We start from the raw sequence: 17,605 nt of genomic DNA on the forward strand, positions 1-17,605 counted from the left end.
CCGCCAGGAGCACTGGCCGGTTCCTATCCTGCCGTGGTATCAGTGCTACACCGAGGAGGAGCGGCACAGCGGGCGTGGGCCGATTGTCGTGCACGACGGGCTGGTCGACGCTATAGAGGACGGGCATGCGCTGCCGGCGACGTTCGACAACCTCTACCCGCCCGAAATCCGGGAACGTGTCCTGGCGGCCGAGCCGCGATCCTCCGTCGACGCGAAGTGCTAGCGGAGCGAACCGCGCTAGGTCTAGCGTCGGTGCTGTGGCGAAACCGGATATGGACAGCGACGCCGACGTAACCCAATACGTCGCCGAAACTGCAGCCAGGCTGCAGGATCGACTCGTACAGCTGTCGTCGGGCATGAGGGAGACCCTGGAGAATCAGATCCCCGAGCTCGGCGGGGATCCGCGGGCCATGGAGCTGTTGGGACCAAGCGTCGAGGGCAACGTCGGAACCCTGCTGCACGCTCTGCGTTACGCGATCCCGGTAGACCTGGTCGCGGTGCCCGTCGCCGCGATGGAGTACGCGCGGCGCTTGGCGCAATATGGAATTCCGCTCAATGCCCTGGTGCGCGCCTACCGCCTCGGCCAGCATGTGATGAACGAGCTGGTATTCGCCGAGGTGCGTGCGATTGACATCCCTGACCCGGCGAGATACACGGTCCTGGAAGCGATTAGCGCGACTCTATTTCAGTACATCGACTCGATCACCCAGCAGGTCGTCGTCGTCTATGAAGATGAACGCGAGCGCTGGCTGGAGAACCAGAACAGCCTGCGCGCCATGCGAGTTCGCGAAGTACTTGCGGCGCACAAGGCTATCGACGTGGACGCGGCCACGACGACCATCCGTTACCCGTTGCGCTGGCACCACCTCGGCCTCGTGATGTGGTACCCCGACGCGGGCGCCGGCGGTGACGAAATCGGCCGGCTGCAACGGTTCCTGAGGGAATTGGGCCATGCTTCCGAAGCCGCGGCCAGCCCACTCTTCATCGCCGCCGACCGGACGTGCGGATGGGGATGGCTGCCGTATCGCGCGGCGACGGAATCCGCCGCGGCATGCGTTCGCGAGTTCGCCCTGGGGAGACCGGATACTCCCAGTATCGCGATCGGGACCATGTCCGCCGGGCTGGAGGGCTTCCGTCAGTCGCACCGCGAAGCCGAAGCCGCTCGCCGTGTCGCGCTGGTCGGCGCGCGTCCTGAGCCGATCGTGATCGGGGCCGAAGACCGGGGCTTGCCCCTGGCCGCACTGCTGGGCGACGATATTGCCGGCACCCGGGCATGGGTGGCCGGTGTCCTGGGCGGCCTGGCCGCCGACACCGACAGCGACGCCCGACTGCGCGAAACGCTGCGCGTGTTTCTGCGTTGCGGGTCGAGCTACAAGCAGGCAGCCGACGAACTCAACCTCCACTTCAACACGGTGAAATACCGCGTGGGCCGCGCCATCGCCAGACGCGGCAGGGAGGTCGCCGCCGATCGGTTGGATGTGGAAGTGGCCTTGCTTGCCTGCCACTGGTACGGCGCCGCGGTTCTGCGGCTGGAGGGCCCGTAGCCAGCACGTCGCCGCACGTCATTGTATGGGTGACAACGACGGCCCAGATTTTCGTTTCGCCAGAACAATCCGATTCTCCGGTGCGCGCTTAATCTGCAGCGCATGGATTGCGACACGGTACAAGAGCAGGTGTCGGAGGTGGCCGAGGCGGTGGGCCGGCGCACCGACGAGCTTGCGGTGACGCTCGCCCGCACGATCAAAGACGAGGTGCCGCTCTATAGTGCCGGCCTTCCTTTGGGTTTCGATATGGTCGTCGCCGGCTGTGCGGCCAACATTCGCCCGATCTGCACCGCCATCGCCGGCGATGTCGCGTTCGATACCAAGGCTGCCACCGAATTGGGGGTGGCGCGGGCCCGCGATGGGGTGCCGCTGTCGTCGGTGATGGAGGCCTACCGAGTGGGGTTCCGCCGATTGTGGGACGCCGTGGTGACCGAATCGACCACCCGCCCCGGCCTCAACGGCAGCGTGTTGCACGATCTGACGGCCAAACTGTGGGCCGCACAAGGGGCCTACACCGACGCGATGGCCGTCGGGCACCGCGCTGAACAGAGCCGCCGGTTTCACAACGACGAGGCAGAGCGTGCGGTGCTCATGGACACGCTGTTGCACGGCCGAGTTGTCGACGAGTGCAGCGTATGGGACGCCGCCGATTTTCTTCGGTTACCTAGTGGCGGGCCCTACGTGGTGGTAGCCGCCGAGGCGGATGGTGTGGGCAGGGAGGCGCAGCCTCAGATCGAGTCCAAACTGCGCAGCCTGGATGTGTTTTCGGCGTGGCGGCTGCTTCCCGACCTGCAGGTGGGCATCGTGCACGTCAGGAATGACAAGCACCTCGGCGATGTGCTGGCATTGATTTCCCGGGTTGCCACCGCGAGGGTGGGGGTGAGCGCGCGCTTCGATGACCTGCGCGACACCCCTCAGGCACTGCGCTTTGCCCGGATATCTCTGCGAGGCCGCCCAGAGCCGGGGCTGCTGGTGTCGCTGTTCGACGGCTCGATACTGGCAAGCGCGGCGGTCAGCGCGCCTGAGGTGCTAATCAAGCTCGTTGTGCCAACAATCGACTGCTTCGCCGAGCTCTCTGATCAAGAGCGCGACGTCTTGTTCGAGACGTTTCAGGCGTGGGTGGACAACGACGGGTCGATGCGCACCGTAGGGGAATTGCTGTTCTGCCATCCCAATACCGTGCGCTACCGGTTGCACCGCATCGAGCAGCGCACGGGGCGCTGCCTGTCCAAGCCCCGCGACGTGGCCGAGCTGTGCCTCGCCTTCGAAGTGCATCGCCGTCTCATGCAGCCGGAAAATGGGACCGCGGCGGGCTGAGTCTGCTTGCCCGACAAGCCCGGTACCGCCTCGCAAGCCGTGTGCTGCGGTACACCACGGGATACCTGACGTTGTCTCCTGTCACAACGACAACGAACTGAACCGGCGCCATGATTGAAGCAACGTGAAGCGACAAGGCTATAAACGGAGCAGTCGATGAGCACCGTAGTTGATCAGCCGGCCGATCTGCTCAGCCTCGTCGGACGACCTCTCGGCAGCACCGACTGGATGAAGATCACCCAGGAGCAGGTGAACTTGTTTGCCGATGCCACGGGCGATCATCAGTGGATCCACACCGATCCCGCCAGGGCGGTCAACGGACCCTTCAAGGGCGCCATCGTCCACGGCTACCTCACGTTGGCGCTTGCGCCGATGGTGATTTCCGAAGTCTTTGAGGTCCGCGAGCTGACCGCGGCGCTGAATTACGGTGTCGACAAGGTGCGCTTTCCCACGCCGTTGCGAGTCGGATCGAAAGTTCGCGCCACCGTGACGGTGATGCGGGCGCGCCAGAAAACCGCCGGCGTGGAAGCGGTGTTCACCCTCACCTACGAGATAGAAGGTGAATCCCGCCCGGCCTGCGTGGCCGACGTCATCGTGTTGTACCCCTGACGGGCGGCGCTTGTTCGCCCTCAATCGCCGGGCCCTCGGCGTGCACCCTGTCGATCGCGTCGCTAGGGCGTGATCACGACCGAGCCGACGGTCTTGCGGTCCTGGAGGTCGCGGTGGGCCTGGGCCGCCTCCCTGAGTGGGTAACGGCCACTTACGGTTACCTCGATAGTGCCGCTGCCGATCGCGTCGAATAGTTGAGTTGTGCGCCAGGCGAACTCGTCACGAGTGCGCATGAAATGCGGCCGAGACGGGCGGGTGAGATACACCGAACCCGCGGCGTTGAGCCGCTGCGGGTCCATCGGGGGCACCTGCCCGCTGGACGCGCCGAACAGCGCGAGCGTGCCGCGCACCGCCAGGCTGGCGAGACTGGCGTCGAACGTCGACTTGCCCACGCCGTCGTAAACAGCCGCGACGCCCTCGCCGCCGGTGACTTGTCGAACCGTGGCCGCGAACTGCTGGGGGTCGTCGGGATAGTCGAGCACCTCAGCCGCGCCGGCCCGTCGCGACAGCTCCTTCTTGTGCGCAGTGGAGGCGGTCGTGATGACCTGGGCCCCAAGGCTGGTTGCCCATTGGGTCAGTATCAGACCCACCCCGCCGGTCCCGGCGTGCAGCAGCACCGTGTCGCCAGACTGCACGGGATACACCGACTTGATCAGCAAGTGCGCGGTCATCCCCTTGAGGATCGCCGCCGCGGCGACCTCGGAGGTCACCGTATTCGGCACCGAGGCAACGACATCGACAGGTGCGACACAGTACTCGGCGTAGGCGCCGACGGCGTCGGCGGTCGCGACCCGGTCACCCACACGCAGGGCGGTCACGCCTTTACCCACCGCTGCCACCGTGCCCGCCACTTCGGTGCCGAGGACGAACGGCAGTTCGTGCGGATACAGCCCCGACCGAAAATAGGTGTCGACGAAATTCGCGCCGATCGCCTCGGCCTTGATCACCACCTCGCCGGGCCCGGGGGAGGGCTGGGGCTTGTCGACCAGGGAAAGGGCCTCAGGTCCGCCGGTGTGCTCGACTTCAATCGCGTGCATGTTCAAGCATTCCAACGCGATCTACGGCAGCTGTCGATGGATTCTCTGACAACTCGTCGCCCGACGCGCTGTGGGGATGCACAACATGCCTTCCCCGGCGGTGAATCCTGGTGGGGCCCTGGAAGAACCTGTGAAGATTTCACAGGATTGTGGGCGGCCACAGCGACCGGCGGGAACGCTTGTTCGGCAAGACATCGACAGCATCACCAGCTCGGACAAGTCTGAACGGAGTGCGCGATGGCGCGTGGCGGATTCTCTCCAACGATAGAAGGACGGGCAGGACGATGGCAAACGCGAAAACCGTGCACGAGGTGACCTACGACCTGCTTCGTGAGCTTGGGCTGACGACGGTGTTCGGCAACCCGGGCTCTACTGAGGAGACGTTCTTGAAGAACTTCCCCGACGACTTCACTTATGTCCTGGGATTGCAGGAAGCGTCGGTGGTGGCCATGGCCGACGGATTCGCCCAGTCCATCGGCAAGCCCGCCTTGGTCAATGTGCACACCGCCGCGGGGATGGGAAACGCGATGGGCAACCTGGTGGCGGCGGCTAAGGGCAACACCCCGCTGATCGTCACGGCCGGTCAACAGACCCGCGAAATGGTGTTGTGCGAGCCATATCTGACCAACAAGGACGAAACGGTATTTCCGCAGCCATGGGTGAAGTGGGCGTATGAGCCCAAGCGCGCCGAGGACGTGCCGGCGGCGATCATGCGCGCCTACGCGGTGGCGTTACAGCCACCGGCCGGCCCGGTGTTTGTGTCCATCCCGCTTGACGACTGGGAGAAACCGGCGTTGGGCCCGGCGGTGGTACGCACGGTGAGCCACCGGGTCAGCCCGGATGCCGAGCGGCTGCGCGGATTCGCCCAGCGCATCAATGGTGCGCAGCGGCCACTGCTGGTGTTCGGGCCTGAGGTCGATCGCGCCGGGGCCTGGGATGCCGGTGTGGCGTTTGCGGAGAAGGTCGGGGCGCCGGTGTACGCCGGCCCGCTGCCCGACCGGGCGTCGTTCCCCGAGGATCACCGTCTGTATCAGGGACAGCTGCCGATGACCATCGCCGGTGTCACCGAGGTGCTGCGCGGCCATGACCTGGTTGTGGTGATCGGGGCGCAGGTCTTCCGGTACTACCCCTACGTGGCTGGCGAGTACCTGCCCGCGGGCACCGAACTGCTGCAGATCACCGCCGATCCGGGACTGGCTGGTGCGGCGCCGGTCGGTGACAGCGTGCTGGGGGACACGCTGCTGGCGTTGGAGCAGCTGGTGAGCATGGTCGCTGACCACAGCGACCGGGCGGTGCCGACTAGGCAGGTGCCCACCTCCGCCGTTGACGTCACCGGGTCGGCACCACTGGAGCCGGATGCGGTCTGGTCCACCTTGAGAACCGTCACGCCCGCCGATTCGCCGTTGGTCACCGAATCGACGTCGACGATGGCTCAACAGCTGCGTTTCCTGCCCAGCACCCGGCCGGGGTCGTTTTTCGCCACTGCCAGCGGCGGTATCGGCTGGGGGTTGCCCGCAGCGGTGGGTGTCGCCCTGGGAGACCGCGCCCGTGGCGTCAAGCGCCACGTGCTGGCCACCATCGGCGACGGGTCGTTCCAATACTCGGTGCAGGCCCTCTACACCGCCGCCCAACACCGACTACCGATCGTGTTCGTCGCGATGCGCAACGGCGAATACTCGATCCTGAAGTCGTTCGCGGTATTGGAAAAGACACCCGGCGTGCCGGCACTGGACTTGCCAGGCCTCGACATCGCCTCCCTCGCAGCGGGTTTCGGGTGCCGCGCGGTCAATGTGGACAACTGCGAAAAGCTCGCCCACGAATTCAATGCCGCGCTGGAGGCCGACGGGCCCACCGTGATCGTCGTGCCGACCAAAGCGCAGGCCGCGCATCTGGGATAGCCGTCATGACCGAATCTCAGTAACCGGGACTGGCCAGGCCGAGCGAAGACAAGGTCGTAGCGATCTATGTTTCACAAGCTCACCATCAATTCAATTGCGGCGCGCGCGGTGCTGGTTCCCATGTCACGGCCTCTGCGCACCGCGGCGGGTGACGTTCCCGCTGCGCCGCTTGTCCTTGTTGACGTCCAGACAAACGAGGGGATTGTGGGGCGTAGTTATGCCTTCGCCTACACCCCTGTTTTGCTGCGCACGCTGGTGCAGTTCCTCCGCGACGTTGCACCCGCGTTGGTCGGACAGACGGTTTCACCGCGCGAGCGCATGCGACAGCTCGATAAGCAGTTGAAGCTGATGGGCATGCAGGGAGCGGTCGGCATGGCCATCGGTGCCCTCGACCAGGCGCTGTGGGATGACCTTGGACGGGCGGCCGATCTCCCCGTAGCGGTGGTACTCGGTGGCGAGCCCAAGCCGCTCGATGCCTACGACAGCTACGGGCTGGTGGACATCAAGGCCGACCTCCCCTTACTGGAGGCGTCGGTGGAAAACGGGTTTGAGGCGATCAAGATCAAGCTCGGCGCCGGCGAGGTGACCGATCAGGTCGCAACCGTCGCTGCCGTACGCAAGGTGATCGGACCCGAGCGCAGGTTGATGGTCGACCTCAATCAGTCGCAGACCACAGCCAGCGCCATCTGTCTCATCTTGCGACTGAAAGAGTTTGATCTGACCTGGGTTGAAGAACCGGTCGGCGCCGAGGACCTGCACGGCCACCGTGTCGTTCGTGAGGCCGTTCGCCCGGTTCCTATCCAAACCGGCGAGAATTGGTGGTTCCCGCGGGGGATGGCAAACGCGATTGCTGCCAAAGCCAGCGATCTGGCGATGGTCGACATCATCAAGATCGGTGGGGTCACCGGCTGGATCTCCGCCGCAGGGCAGGCAGAGGCGGCTTCGCTGCCGCTGTCGAGTCATAGCTACATCGAGGCAAGCGCACACACGATGGCCTGCTCACCAACCGCATCCTGGTCTGAGTATCTCGACCTGGCCGGGGCCGTCCTAACCGAACCCTTGCTGCCGGACAAAGGCAAAATCGTTGCCCGAGGACCCGGCCTTGGTCTCGAGTGGGACGAGAAGGCAGTGGACAAATATGCATTCCAGTGACGTATCAAACCGGGTGTACTGCACGACGGGCCCACGGTGATCGTGGCACGGACCCAACCACAACAGGCACATCTGGGCTGACGCCGCCAGCCCATCGTCTATTCAAGGAGCGAACATGCCGGTCTACACCTGCACGACAACAACATCGACGCTGACTGCCGACATCAAGAGCGCGCTGGCTAAAGAGATTACCCGTATCCACTCCGAGATTAAACACGTGCCCACCACCTATGTCGACGTCGTTTTCCACGAGCTGCCGGCCGGCGGGATCTACACCGACGGTGTACCCGCGAATCCGGTACTGGTTAACGGCTGGGTCCGATCAGGTCACCCAACAGACAAAACCACCCGTCTCGCAACGGAAATCGCGGCCGCGGTGTCTCGGATCGCCGATGTTCCTGCCGACCGGGTGATGATGGTGATCCAAAACAGCCCGGCGAGTGGCGCGGTCGAAGGCGGCCGTGTCCTGCCCGAGCCCGGCCAAGAGCAGGCCTGGATCGCCGCGAATGACACGTAGTTTGCAGCGACGTCGGTAGCAAATCCACCAGAAACTGCGTAATCGGCGAAAGGGTTGAATCAGCATGAGCGCCAACTTCGGTGATTTCCAAAATGAGGTCTATGCCGAAGCGGTACAAGGAGTAACGACCCGATACCCCTTCGACTTTCCCTCCATCGAACGCAAAGCATCCGAGGCACTTCCGGATTGGGTGTATCGGTATGTGTCGGCAGCCGCGGGTGATGGACGGACCCAGCGCGCGAACATCGCTGCGTTCTCGTGCTATGGCATCGTGCCCCGGATGATGGTCAGCCCGCCCGAACGCGATCTGTCGATCCAGCTGTTTGGAAAGAAATTCGTTTCGCCGATGTTCCTGGCCCCGATCGGATTGGTCGGCTTGTGCGCACCCGACTTTCACGGAGACGTGGCGGCCGCACAAGCATCGGCGGCCACCGGAGTGCCATACACGTTGTCGACGTTCACCCAGACACGGATGGAGGACGTGGCCCCACATGCGGGCGAAACACCGATCTTTTATCAGCTCTATCTGCCCAGCGACAGGGAGCTGGCGGCAAGTTTGATCAGCCGTGCCGAGAACAGCGGCTATTCCGCCCTGATGGTCACCATGGACTCCTGGACTCTTGGCTTCCGGCCGATGGACCTCGAACGGGGAAACTTTCCTCAGTTCCGCGGCTACTGCATGCAGAACTACTACACGGATGAGAACTTCACCAAGCACCTCGCCAAGCCGCCGGAAGAAGACCAGCCGGCCGCCCTGGCGCACTAAACGAAGATTTTCGCTCACCCGCTGTCATGGGAGGACCTGCGCTGGATCCGGACCCAGACGAAGCTTCCCATCGCCATCAAGGGGATTCAGCACCCCGATGACGCGCGCTTGGCGATCGACAACGGTGCAGACGTCCTCTATTGCACCAATCATGGTGGTCGTCAGGCTAATTCGGCTGTCTCCACGCTGCAGCTGCTGCCTGGGGTCGTCAAAGCGGCCGGCTCCACACCAGTCATGTTCGACTCCGGCGTGCGCTCGGCGACCGATGCGATCATCGCGTTGGCGCTGGGCGCGACGGCCGTCGGGCTTGGGCGGTCGTATGCCTACGCCCTGTCTTACGGGGGTGCAGAAAGCCTGACCCACTATCTGCGGTCTTTCCTGGCTGAACTCGATTTGTGTCTGGCGGTCTGCGGATTCAAGGACATCGCGACCCTCAAAGAGGCCGGTGTCGAAGAGGTCATCAATGCTCGGGCGCTGCTTCCGAGTTGAGCCGCGTCGAGTTAAGGATCCACAACCATGAAGATCACCGACGTCACGCTATCCATACTTCGCACCGAACTCGACGAGACCGTCATCCCGACTCACGGCGCGGTGGACGCGATGCCTCAGCTCGTTCTGGTCTCGGTGTCCACCGCCGAAGGCATCGACGGGAACTACATCAGCTACCTCATTCCGGCCAAGGTCGTCGAGCATGCCGCCGAGGTCGCCAGGACTATCCTGATCGGGCGGGATACCTACGACGTCGCCGCGTTAAGTCATGAGATGACAACCGCTTTACCGCCTTATTCCAACCCGCCCGCCCTGGCCGGCGCGGACGCATGTCTGTGGGACATCAACGCCAAAGCGGCCAACCTGCCGCTGTACAAATACCTTGGGGCAGCGCGCCACGAGATACGCGCATATGCGAGCACCGTGGCGTACCCGACCATCGATGGCTATGTCGACGCGCTACGCCCGGCAATTGCCGAGGGTTTCACCGCCGCCAAGTTCCATCCCTTCGGCCAGGCCGACCGAGATATCGAGCTCGCTCGGGCGATCAGGCATGAGTTCCCGAACCTCGACCTGATGATCGACCCGGTGTGCGCGTATACGCTGCCCGAAGCCTTACGGGTCGGCAAGGTGCTGGACGAGCTCAATTTCTACTGGTTTGAGAATCCCATCTCCGATCACGATCTGGACGGGCTGTCGTACTTGGCAGGCAAGCTCAGTGTTCCACTGGCGATCGGCGAGCAGAACTTCGCCGGGTTCGCGACCCTGCACCAGTATTTGAGCAACACGAGCGGCTTCTATGTCCGCACCCTGGCCGAGTACGCCGGGGGCGTCACCCAGATGATGAAGTCGGCGCACGCTTGCGAGGCGTTCGGCCACAACTACGAAATCCACAGTTACGGACCCCCACTCAACCTGGCGATGTATCTCAATGTGGCACTTGCCATTCGTAACTGCGATTTCGCCGAGATCATGATCCCGCAGAACCTGCTGGGCATCGGAATGGCTGACCTGCCGGGATCATCCACGTCAAGTGCGACCCGCAACTCGACAAAATCCTGGCCCTACTGTCCCGCACGGCAACGCGCCGCGTCGGCGTAAGTGCTCGCTTCGATGATCTTCGAGACGCGCCGCAGGCTTTGCATGTAGGCAAGGTGACGCTGCGGGGACGCGTTGATACCGGTTCGCGGGTTGCGGTATTCGACGGCTCCCTGTTGGCTACCGCCGCAGTCAGCGCGCCCGCCGTGATGCTTCGGTCAGTCCGGACTGTGCTAGGGCATTTCGACGATCTCGACAACGAGGAGCGGGAGCTGCTGTTTGAAACGTTTCGGGTCTGGCAGGAATGCGACGCATCGATGAGCGCGACGGCCGAAGCTCTTGCCTGTCATCCCAATACGGTGCGCTACCGGCTGCGGCGAATCGAGAAACGCACGGGTCGGTCGTTGTCCCGTCCCCGGGATGTAGCCGAATTATGCCTGGTCTTTGAAGTGCAGCGGCGTCTGATGTAGCCGCCGGCTCACCATCGTGACGGGACGCCCGCGCGAATTCTGGCCACTTCAGTACGGGCGAAGCGCACCCGATCGGTGTCGGCGCCGCGTGCTGCGGCAAGCTCGTCGGAGAGGGCATACGCAGCATTGAGCACGTAGCGGGCGCGTTTGCGTTCACTGCGTTTACGGCCAGCCTTACGGCTGCCCTTGCGGTAAGCCTTGCGGGCCTTGCGATTCCCGGCCATCGCGTCGAGTTCGGCCGCGGTAATGACGTCGCGGGCTTGCTCGGGGGCCATGACATCGCGGACGAAGTCCTGTTCGCGTTTCACAGTCGACTGGTAAACCCGCACCAGGATCGCGAGCGCTACCACAATCGTCGCGATCAGCAGCCCGATCAGCTTCAGTGCGCTCGGTCCGGCGATGGCGGCCAGCGAATCCCACGCCCCATGCAGCAGCATCGGGATCGCGATCAGGAGCAAACCCCTGCCCACCTTGCGCGGTTCAGCGGGCCGGCCAAGTAGATAGACCAGACCGGCGCAGAAGATTGCGCTGTAGAGAATGTGCGCGGCGACCCCGCTCACCATCCGCAGAATGATGGTGCCTACTGACGCCCCAATTTGATTCGCGCCGAACTGGGTACCCGCCGACGTCATCGCATAGGTGATGTCCTCAACGATTTGGAATCCCAGGCCGATGAATGCACCGAGGATGAATCCGTCGAACGCGGTTCGTATTTGCCGTGGCGCCATCGCGATGAGTAACAGCAGGCCGGACCCCTTCGCCCATTCTTCGGTGAATGGGGCCGCCAGGCCCGCACCCCAGTTCAGCGCCCATACCTGGCCGAAGGTTTTCGCGTACAAGGCGAGGATCGCATCGTTGGCGTTGGCCGCCATCGCCCCGGTCGCGGCGAAGCCGCCCCACACAAAAGCGACGACCATGAGTTTGGCGGGGAGTTTGGCGTAGTGGTCGATGTGTTGGGCGAACCACCAGAAAAGCGCACCGTAGATGGCGAATGACGTCACCGCCAGCCCGATCGCCTGGCCGTATGCGTCGTACTCGCGCGCGAGCGTTGAGAGGAACACCAAGATGCCGATGCCGACCAGCAGCAGATATCCCCAGAATGCAAAGTTGCGTGGCTGGTAGAAGCTGAACCGCCTGCCCCAGCCGGAAAGGTCGAGCGCGATGTCGCGAGCACGATCGAGCTCGGCAAGCGTCGTTGTCACCGCTTCCCCTCTCCGGTTTGGCTGATGCTGCCGATCATCCGCAAAACCGTGGCCGCGGGCTCCGCGCCGGCATCGGACGGTCCGGTCGCCACGGCTTCAACTCCCCGAGCGTCGAACACGAAGGCGGCGACGACGCCGGCGGTATGCGGTCCGGTGATCCGCACTGTCGCACCTTGCTTGCCCTGATCGGTGACGATGGTGGTGGGCGCACCGGTCAAGCGGACGCCGCGACCGCGATTGAGGGCTTCGGAGGTCGTTTCGATCTGGTCGAGCAGTTGATTGGCGTCTCCGTGGAATTGTCCCGTGCGGAGCGTGAATTTCATCGCCCCGTCCTCAACGGTCGCGCTCGCGGGATACTCGCCGGACAGTGGGACGTGGCCTGCGCGGATACCGGAGGTGATGCCCCAGCCGGCCTCTGGAACGAATGTCACGTCGCCTTCGAGTTCCAATACATCACCGGCCTTGACGATGTCGTGGTAAGGCACTTTCGCGTCGATGACCGGCAACACCACCGACATCAGGATGGCCAGCGCGAAGACCGCCAGCGTCGGTCGGATGGTGCGCCGATCCAGGCCAAGCCATCGCTCGTCAGCGGGCACCCAGCGTTCGTCGGGTTCGAATCTTGGGGTTGCGGCTGCCGAGGAGACAGCGGTTTCAGGATCCGGCATACCCGCCCAACCCTTCTGCCCGTTGTGGCGTCGTCTGAGAGGCGTCGGGGTTCGAGAGTAACGACGGCGAGCAGACGCGACATCAAAAACGGCGAGATCCGCGACTTCGGCGTAGCTCGCGCGACCATCTCCTAGGCTGCGGGACATGGCCATCGACCGTTTTGCGCTCCTCGCGGGCAGCGTCCGACTTGCCTCGGGTGTCTCATTTCTCGTCGACCCGCTGCGTGCGAACCGGTTCTGGGGTGACCCGGACGAGCCGACACCGACGGCGCAACTGCTGTTGAGGTCGATGGGCTACCGCGATGCACTGATCGGCGGGCTGCTCGCCGCCGCGGCGCTGCGTGGCCGAAACACCCGCGGCTGGTTCCTCGCGTCCGCCGGCGCCGACGCGGCCGACTTGCTCGGCGGGACGAGTGTGCACCACGAGATGAAGCGCTCACAACAGCTCATTGGCCTGGGTGGTGCTGCCGTCGGCCTCGCTGCCGGGCTTTGGGGCGCGGTGCGCCCGACCACCAACGGAGCGGACGAGTCGCCGGAACACTGACGCGAGGTTGTTTCGCGCAACATCTTGCGAGTAGCCGGATTGTCGGTGAGAACAGCGACAACCGTGCCGGTTTGTCCGACGATCCAAAGAGATGGCGTTCGCGCGTAAAGCCTTCGCGCAGCCGGTAATTGCATACCGAGTGGTGGGAGTGGGCTAGGTAAGGCGTTTGATGTCGAATCGCCGGCCGCTAAGCGGTGGAGTGGTGTGTCGGGTGCGAAGGCGTCGAGTTTGAAGGTGGTGAAGCGCTGATGGCCAGGTTTGGTGATCTTCGGGATTATCTGGGGGTGTTGGAATCGCTGGGGGATGTGGAGCATGTCGACCGGCCGGTCATGTGCTGTGTTGGAGGCGGCGGCGATCACGCGGCGGTCCACCGAGCGGGGGCGTCCGGCGCCGTTGTTCGATAATGTTGAGGGGGTTCAGCCCGGGTTTCGTTTGTTGGGGGCGCCGGGTGCGTTGTCGAGTGATCGGAGCCATCGGTTAGCGCGTGTTGCGCTTTCGTTGGGTCTTGCCCATGATGTGAGCGCGCGCGAGTTGGTGGAGCATCTGGTGGGGGTGCATAAGAAGGCGCCGATTCCGCCGAAGCTGATCTCAGCGGATTCGGCGCCGTGTAAGCAGAACATTCTGCTGGGTGCCGATGCCACGCTGGATCGGTTTCCGATTCCGTTGGTGCACCCCGACGATGGTGGTCGTTACCTGAACACGTGGGGTGTCATTGTTGCGCGAACACCCGATGGGCGGTGGACGAACTGGTCGATCTCGCGGATCATGATGATCGACAACCGCCACATGACCGGCCTGTTTTTGCCGCAGCAACATATCGGGATGATTTGGGCTGAATGGGAAAAGATCGGTAAGCCCATGCCTTTCGCCGTCGTACAGGGCGGCGACCCCGGCGTGCCGATCGTCGGCGGGATGCCCATTCCGGCCGAGGTGGATGAAGGAACGTTCCTCGGCACGCTCTACGGCGAACCCGTCGACGTCGTCAAGTGCGAGACGAATGATCTGGAGGTGCCGGCCGGTGCGGAGGTGGTGATCGAGGGCCATGTCTCAATCACCCGCGACGCTACGGAAGGCCCATACGCCGAATTCCACGGGTATGCGCTCCCAGAGACCTCTCCGGAGCCGGTATACACGATCGAGGCGATCACCTACCGCGACAACCCGATCTGGCCGATTAGTGCCACGGGCCGCCCACCCGATGATTCGCAAATCGCCCCGGCACTCGGGGTGTCGGCGGAAGTGCTGGCGCTGCTGCGCAACGCGGGCCTGCCCATCAGCACGGCCTGGCTGCTGGTGGACACGGCGTGCCACTGGATGATCATCACCGTGCCGCGGAGCTGGCGCGACAGGTTACCGCAAACCAGCACAACCGAATTCGTGCATCAAATCGGGGAGCTGATGAGTGCTAACCGGGTTGGTCACATGTGTCCGGTCACCTATGTGCTCGATGACGATATCGACCCATCCAATATTTCAGATGTGCTGTGGGCGTTGGGCACTCGCATACATCCGAACCTCCGCCAAGAACACTGGCCGGTCCCGATCCTGCCGTGGTATCAGTGCTACACCGAAGAAGAGCGCCACAGCGGGCGTGGCCCGATCGTCATACACGACGGGTTACTCACCGCCCTCGAAGACGGCGAAGCCCGCCCCGCAACCTTCGACAGCCTCTACCCCGCAGAACTCCGCCAACGCATCCTCGCCGCCGAATCACGCTGACTGGTCGACGTGACGGAACAAGACCCTCGACATCGGGGTTGACCCAGTCGTCCGCGGATGCTATCGCGGTGGACAGGCAACTTCGATGGGAGCAGACGTGCGTATCGGTGTGTTGACTTTCGTGACCGACGAGGGCATTGATCCGGTCGAGCTGGGCGTCGGACTGGAGGAACGTGGGTTTGGGTCGCTGTTCCTCGCCGAGCACTCGCACATCCCGGTGAATGCGCAGACTCCGTACCCAAGCGGGGGCCCCATTCCCCACAAGTACTACCGCACTTTGGACCCGTTTGTGGCGTTGACGGCCGCGGCGGTCGCCACCGAGAAACTGGTTGTAGGCACCGGGATTGCGTTGATGCCGCAGCGCGATCCCATCCTGACTGCCAAAGAAGTGGTGTCGCTGGACCTGGTGTCGAAAGGCCGATTTCGCTTCGGTGTGGGCGTGGGCTGGTTGCGCGAAGAAATCGCCAACCATGGCGTTGATCCCAAGGTGCGTGGACGGGTGGTTGAAGAACGGCTGCGCGCGATGATCGAGATCTGGACGCAGGAGAAGGCGGAATTTCACGGCGGATTCGTGAATTTCGATCCGATCTACAGTTGGCCGAAGCCGCTGACCAAGCCGTATCCACCGTTGTATCTGGGCGGGGGGCCGGCGAGTTTTCCACGTATCGGCCGGCTGCACGCCGGTTGGCTCGCGATGACCCCATCAGCGGAGGTTCTGTCGGGTCAGCTCGAGGAATTGCGCGCAGTCGCCGGCCACGACGTGCCGGTAATCAACTCCCACGGGGGCGAACCGACAGCCAAAGAGATCGCGGGCTACCTTCCGTTGGGGGTGGAACACGTTTTGGTGGACCTACCGACCGAGCCCCGCGACCAGACCCTTCGACGTCTCGATAAGTTGCAGGCCGAGTTCGCCCAACTGGCCTAGGGCCGTGACACCTCAGTCGACGTGACGGATCAGGGTGTCGATGAGCGCGTTAATCGCGGGGCTCGCTTGTTGGGATGCGGCGTAGGCGATCGATAGGGTCCATGTGATGGATGGATGCAGGGGAACCGTCCGTAGGTCGGGGAAGCGGTTGGCCACGCTGGTGGGCAGGATGGTCGTTGCCAGTCGGTGGCGGATGAGCTCAGCGGTGATCGCATAGTCGGCGACTTCGTAGGCGCTTATCGGATGGACGCCGGCGGCGGCGAAGCCGGCGTCGAGGCGCTGTCGTATTCCCCATCCCAGCGGAAAGTTGATGAAGTCGTGTCCGGCGAAGTCGATGAGTTGCACCCTCGCGCGATCCGCCAGCGGGTGGCTGGATTCGCAGACGAAGACCATGGGCTCGCGCATCAGCTCGCGTAGCGCCACTAGCTGGGACCCTGTCGAGGTGATCGACACGAGCGCCAGGTCCATCTGGCCGTCGACGATCGCGGTCAGATGCCCGGCTGAACCGGTCAGGCTTTGCCGCAGGCGAACGGTGAGCAACGGGTTGGAGCGCCGGAACTCTTCCAGGGCGGCAGCTAGATCCAATGTTCCCCACGACATCAGGGTGCCCAGGGTGACGGTGCCGGTGAGCTGCTCACGGAATGCATCTACTGAGGTCCGTGCCCGGTGAGCGGTGTGAATCACTTCGCGGGCGTGCTGAAGGAAGACTTCGCCGGCCGGCGTGAGCGCGATCTGGCGCTTGGAGCGGTCGAACAATTCGACGTCGAGCTCTTTTTCCAACCTGCTGACCGATGCCGAGAGGGCAGACTGCACGACATGGATGCGCTCGGCGGCCCGCGAAAAGTTCAGCTCGGCGGCCACAGCGACGAAGTACTCCAGGTGGCGGAGCTCCACGGTAAGCGATCCTATCGCGATTCGCGATCGTAATGTTCATTTTTCTTCGTTGGACGCGATGACCTATCCCGGTGTTGGCTAGACGGTGTCAGACAAGAGACCATCGGTCACAAAAGGAGTGGGACTCATGCGGGCCTTGCGTTTTACCGAATTCGGTGACCCCGGCGTTTTGCACGTGACGGACCTTCCGGATCCAACCGGGACGGCGCGAGAAGCGGTGATCCGGATCGAAGCGGCGTCGGTCAACCCCTCTGACGTGAAGAACGTAGCCGGCGGGATGGAATGGACCGTGTTGCCGCGCACGCCGGGGCGTGATTTCGCCGGCGTGGTCGTCAGTGGGCCACCCGAATGGCAAGGAGTCGCGGTGTGGGGCACCGGCGGAGACACCGGATTCACCCGAGACGGATCACACGCCCAGTTGATGTCAGTGCCGGTGGAAGCGCTCGTGCGCAAACCCGAACGGCTCAGCTTCGACGAAGCCTCCACCGTCGGGGTCAACTTTGTCGTCGCTTGGTACGGCGCGGTGGAAACTGCACAGCTGGTGGCTGGGGAAACCATTGCGATCTTCGGCGTCTCCGGTGGCGTGGGCGGGGCTGTGGCGCAAATCGCCCATGCGCTCGGCGCCAAGGTGATTGGCGTAGACCGTCGCCGGCCCGGCCCGGAGACCCCCGCCGCGGCTGTCGTTGATGACTTCGTGGTCTTCGACCCCACCGCCGACGTCGGCTCTGAGATCAAGCAACTGACCGGCGGCGCAGGCGTACAGGTGGTCTACGACGCTGTCGGCGGGGTGACCACTCCGGCCGCGTTGGCCTCCCT

The 17,605-nt window shown here is 63.8% G+C and carries 17 protein-coding genes and 1 pseudogene; 14 read left to right on the forward strand and 4 right to left on the reverse strand.

Annotation, left to right across the window (positions count from 1 at the left end):
• The 4 genes from ACLQI9_RS02025 to ACLQI9_RS02040 form a co-directional block, all read left to right on the forward strand.
• On the forward strand, positions 1-223 hold a 223-nt coding region (locus ACLQI9_RS02025), incomplete at its 5' end, for a hypothetical protein (RefSeq protein ID WP_442390877.1).
• A gap of 34 nt (positions 224-257) precedes the next feature.
• Positions 258-1,544 (forward strand): PucR family transcriptional regulator, encoded by a 1,287-nt coding sequence (locus ACLQI9_RS02030; RefSeq protein ID WP_442390879.1) that lies wholly within the window; start codon positions 258-260, stop codon positions 1,542-1,544.
• Between the two features lie 102 nt (positions 1,545-1,646).
• Entirely contained in the window at positions 1,647-2,861 is a 1,215-nt protein-coding gene (locus ACLQI9_RS02035; protein ID WP_442390881.1) for a PucR family transcriptional regulator, read from the forward strand.
• 156 nt (positions 2,862-3,017) lie between these two features.
• Positions 3,018-3,470 (forward strand): MaoC family dehydratase, encoded by a 453-nt coding sequence (locus ACLQI9_RS02040; RefSeq protein ID WP_424072808.1) that lies wholly within the window; start codon positions 3,018-3,020, stop codon positions 3,468-3,470.
• 62 nt (positions 3,471-3,532) lie between these two features.
• On the opposite strand, the gene ACLQI9_RS02045 is transcribed toward ACLQI9_RS02040, so the two are convergent.
• Positions 3,533-4,507, reverse strand: coding sequence for a quinone oxidoreductase family protein (locus tag ACLQI9_RS02045; RefSeq protein ID WP_442390884.1), 975 nt, complete (start codon positions 4,505-4,507; stop codon positions 3,533-3,535).
• 284 nt (positions 4,508-4,791) lie between these two features.
• On the opposite strand from ACLQI9_RS02045, the gene mdlC reads away from it, so the two are divergent.
• The 6 genes and pseudogenes from mdlC (at position 4,792) to ACLQI9_RS02075 (ending at position 10,837) form a co-directional block, all read left to right on the forward strand.
• Positions 4,792-6,405 (forward strand): benzoylformate decarboxylase, encoded by a 1,614-nt coding sequence (gene mdlC / locus ACLQI9_RS02050; protein ID WP_442390886.1) that lies wholly within the window; start codon positions 4,792-4,794, stop codon positions 6,403-6,405.
• 66 nt (positions 6,406-6,471) lie between these two features.
• Positions 6,472-7,557 (forward strand): enolase C-terminal domain-like protein, encoded by a 1,086-nt coding sequence (locus ACLQI9_RS02055; RefSeq protein ID WP_442376137.1) that lies wholly within the window; start codon positions 6,472-6,474, stop codon positions 7,555-7,557.
• Positions 7,558-7,672: 115 nt separating this feature from the next.
• Positions 7,673-8,074: a tautomerase family protein gene (locus ACLQI9_RS02060; RefSeq protein ID WP_442376136.1), complete on the forward strand. Its 402-nt coding sequence runs from the start codon at positions 7,673-7,675 to the stop codon at positions 8,072-8,074.
• A 64-nt stretch (positions 8,075-8,138) separates the two neighbouring features.
• A pseudogene (locus tag ACLQI9_RS02065) lies at positions 8,139-9,329 on the forward strand (alpha-hydroxy-acid oxidizing protein).
• A 27-nt stretch (positions 9,330-9,356) separates the two neighbouring features.
• Complete coding sequence (locus tag ACLQI9_RS02070) at positions 9,357-10,430, forward strand: mandelate racemase/muconate lactonizing enzyme family protein (protein ID WP_442376135.1); 1,074 nt, start codon at positions 9,357-9,359, stop codon at positions 10,428-10,430.
• 53 nt (positions 10,431-10,483) lie between these two features.
• Positions 10,484-10,837: a PucR family transcriptional regulator gene (locus ACLQI9_RS02075; protein WP_442390888.1), complete on the forward strand. Its 354-nt coding sequence runs from the start codon at positions 10,484-10,486 to the stop codon at positions 10,835-10,837.
• 8 nt (positions 10,838-10,845) lie between these two features.
• Here the strand turns inward: ACLQI9_RS02075 and ACLQI9_RS02080 are convergent, their stop codons facing one another.
• Positions 10,846-12,039: a PrsW family intramembrane metalloprotease gene (locus ACLQI9_RS02080; RefSeq protein ID WP_442376133.1), complete on the reverse strand. Its 1,194-nt coding sequence runs from the start codon at positions 12,037-12,039 to the stop codon at positions 10,846-10,848.
• A complete protein-coding gene (locus ACLQI9_RS02085; protein WP_442376132.1) occupies positions 12,036-12,707 on the reverse strand; it encodes a hypothetical protein in 672 nt (223 codons plus the stop codon). Before ACLQI9_RS02085 ends, ACLQI9_RS02080 begins: the two co-directional genes overlap by 4 nt.
• A gap of 145 nt (positions 12,708-12,852) precedes the next feature.
• Here ACLQI9_RS02085 and ACLQI9_RS02090 point away from each other — a divergent pair, with 145 nt between their 5' ends.
• From ACLQI9_RS02090 to ACLQI9_RS02100, 3 genes are all read left to right on the forward strand, one after another.
• Positions 12,853-13,251, forward strand: coding sequence for a DUF4267 domain-containing protein (locus ACLQI9_RS02090; RefSeq protein WP_442376131.1), 399 nt, complete (start codon positions 12,853-12,855; stop codon positions 13,249-13,251).
• Positions 13,252-13,563: 312 nt separating this feature from the next.
• Positions 13,564-14,970: a UbiD family decarboxylase gene (locus tag ACLQI9_RS02095; protein ID WP_442390890.1), complete on the forward strand. Its 1,407-nt coding sequence runs from the start codon at positions 13,564-13,566 to the stop codon at positions 14,968-14,970.
• A 97-nt stretch (positions 14,971-15,067) separates the two neighbouring features.
• The gene (locus tag ACLQI9_RS02100; RefSeq protein WP_442376139.1) at positions 15,068-15,895 is read left to right on the forward strand and encodes an LLM class F420-dependent oxidoreductase; all 828 of its coding nucleotides are present in this window, start codon (positions 15,068-15,070) and stop codon (positions 15,893-15,895) included.
• Between the two features lie 12 nt (positions 15,896-15,907).
• Here the strand turns inward: ACLQI9_RS02100 and ACLQI9_RS02105 are convergent, their stop codons facing one another.
• Positions 15,908-16,789, reverse strand: coding sequence for a LysR family transcriptional regulator (locus ACLQI9_RS02105; RefSeq protein WP_442376129.1), 882 nt, complete (start codon positions 16,787-16,789; stop codon positions 15,908-15,910).
• A 127-nt stretch (positions 16,790-16,916) separates the two neighbouring features.
• Between ACLQI9_RS02105 and ACLQI9_RS02110 the strand changes: the two genes are divergently transcribed.
• The coding region (locus ACLQI9_RS02110; protein WP_442390892.1) for a quinone oxidoreductase family protein at positions 16,917-17,605 on the forward strand (689 nt) is incomplete at its 3' end.

The organism is Mycobacterium sp., from assembly GCF_052143115.1.
In the GTDB taxonomy this organism is placed as follows: Bacteria; Actinomycetota; Actinomycetes; order Mycobacteriales; family Mycobacteriaceae; genus Mycobacterium.

Excerpts from the sequence above, each read along its gene's own strand:
- ACLQI9_RS02035 (WP_442390881.1), top strand. The coding sequence starts at position 1,647 with ATGGATTGCGACACGGTACAAGAGCAGGTGTCGGAGGTGGCCGAGGCG.
- ACLQI9_RS02040 (WP_424072808.1), top strand. The coding sequence starts at position 3,018 with ATGAGCACCGTAGTTGATCAGCCGGCCGATCTGCTCAGCCTCGTCGGA.
- ACLQI9_RS02045 (WP_442390884.1), bottom strand. The coding sequence starts at position 4,507 with ATGCACGCGATTGAAGTCGAGCACACCGGCGGACCTGAGGCCCTTTCC.
- mdlC (WP_442390886.1), top strand. The coding sequence starts at position 4,792 with ATGGCAAACGCGAAAACCGTGCACGAGGTGACCTACGACCTGCTTCGT.
- ACLQI9_RS02055 (WP_442376137.1), top strand. The coding sequence starts at position 6,472 with ATGTTTCACAAGCTCACCATCAATTCAATTGCGGCGCGCGCGGTGCTG.
- ACLQI9_RS02060 (WP_442376136.1), top strand. The coding sequence starts at position 7,673 with ATGCCGGTCTACACCTGCACGACAACAACATCGACGCTGACTGCCGAC.
- ACLQI9_RS02070 (WP_442376135.1), top strand. The coding sequence starts at position 9,357 with ATGAAGATCACCGACGTCACGCTATCCATACTTCGCACCGAACTCGAC.
- ACLQI9_RS02085 (WP_442376132.1), bottom strand. The coding sequence starts at position 12,707 with ATGCCGGATCCTGAAACCGCTGTCTCCTCGGCAGCCGCAACCCCAAGA.
- ACLQI9_RS02090 (WP_442376131.1), top strand. The coding sequence starts at position 12,853 with ATGGCCATCGACCGTTTTGCGCTCCTCGCGGGCAGCGTCCGACTTGCC.
- ACLQI9_RS02095 (WP_442390890.1), top strand. The coding sequence starts at position 13,564 with ATGTCGACCGGCCGGTCATGTGCTGTGTTGGAGGCGGCGGCGATCACG.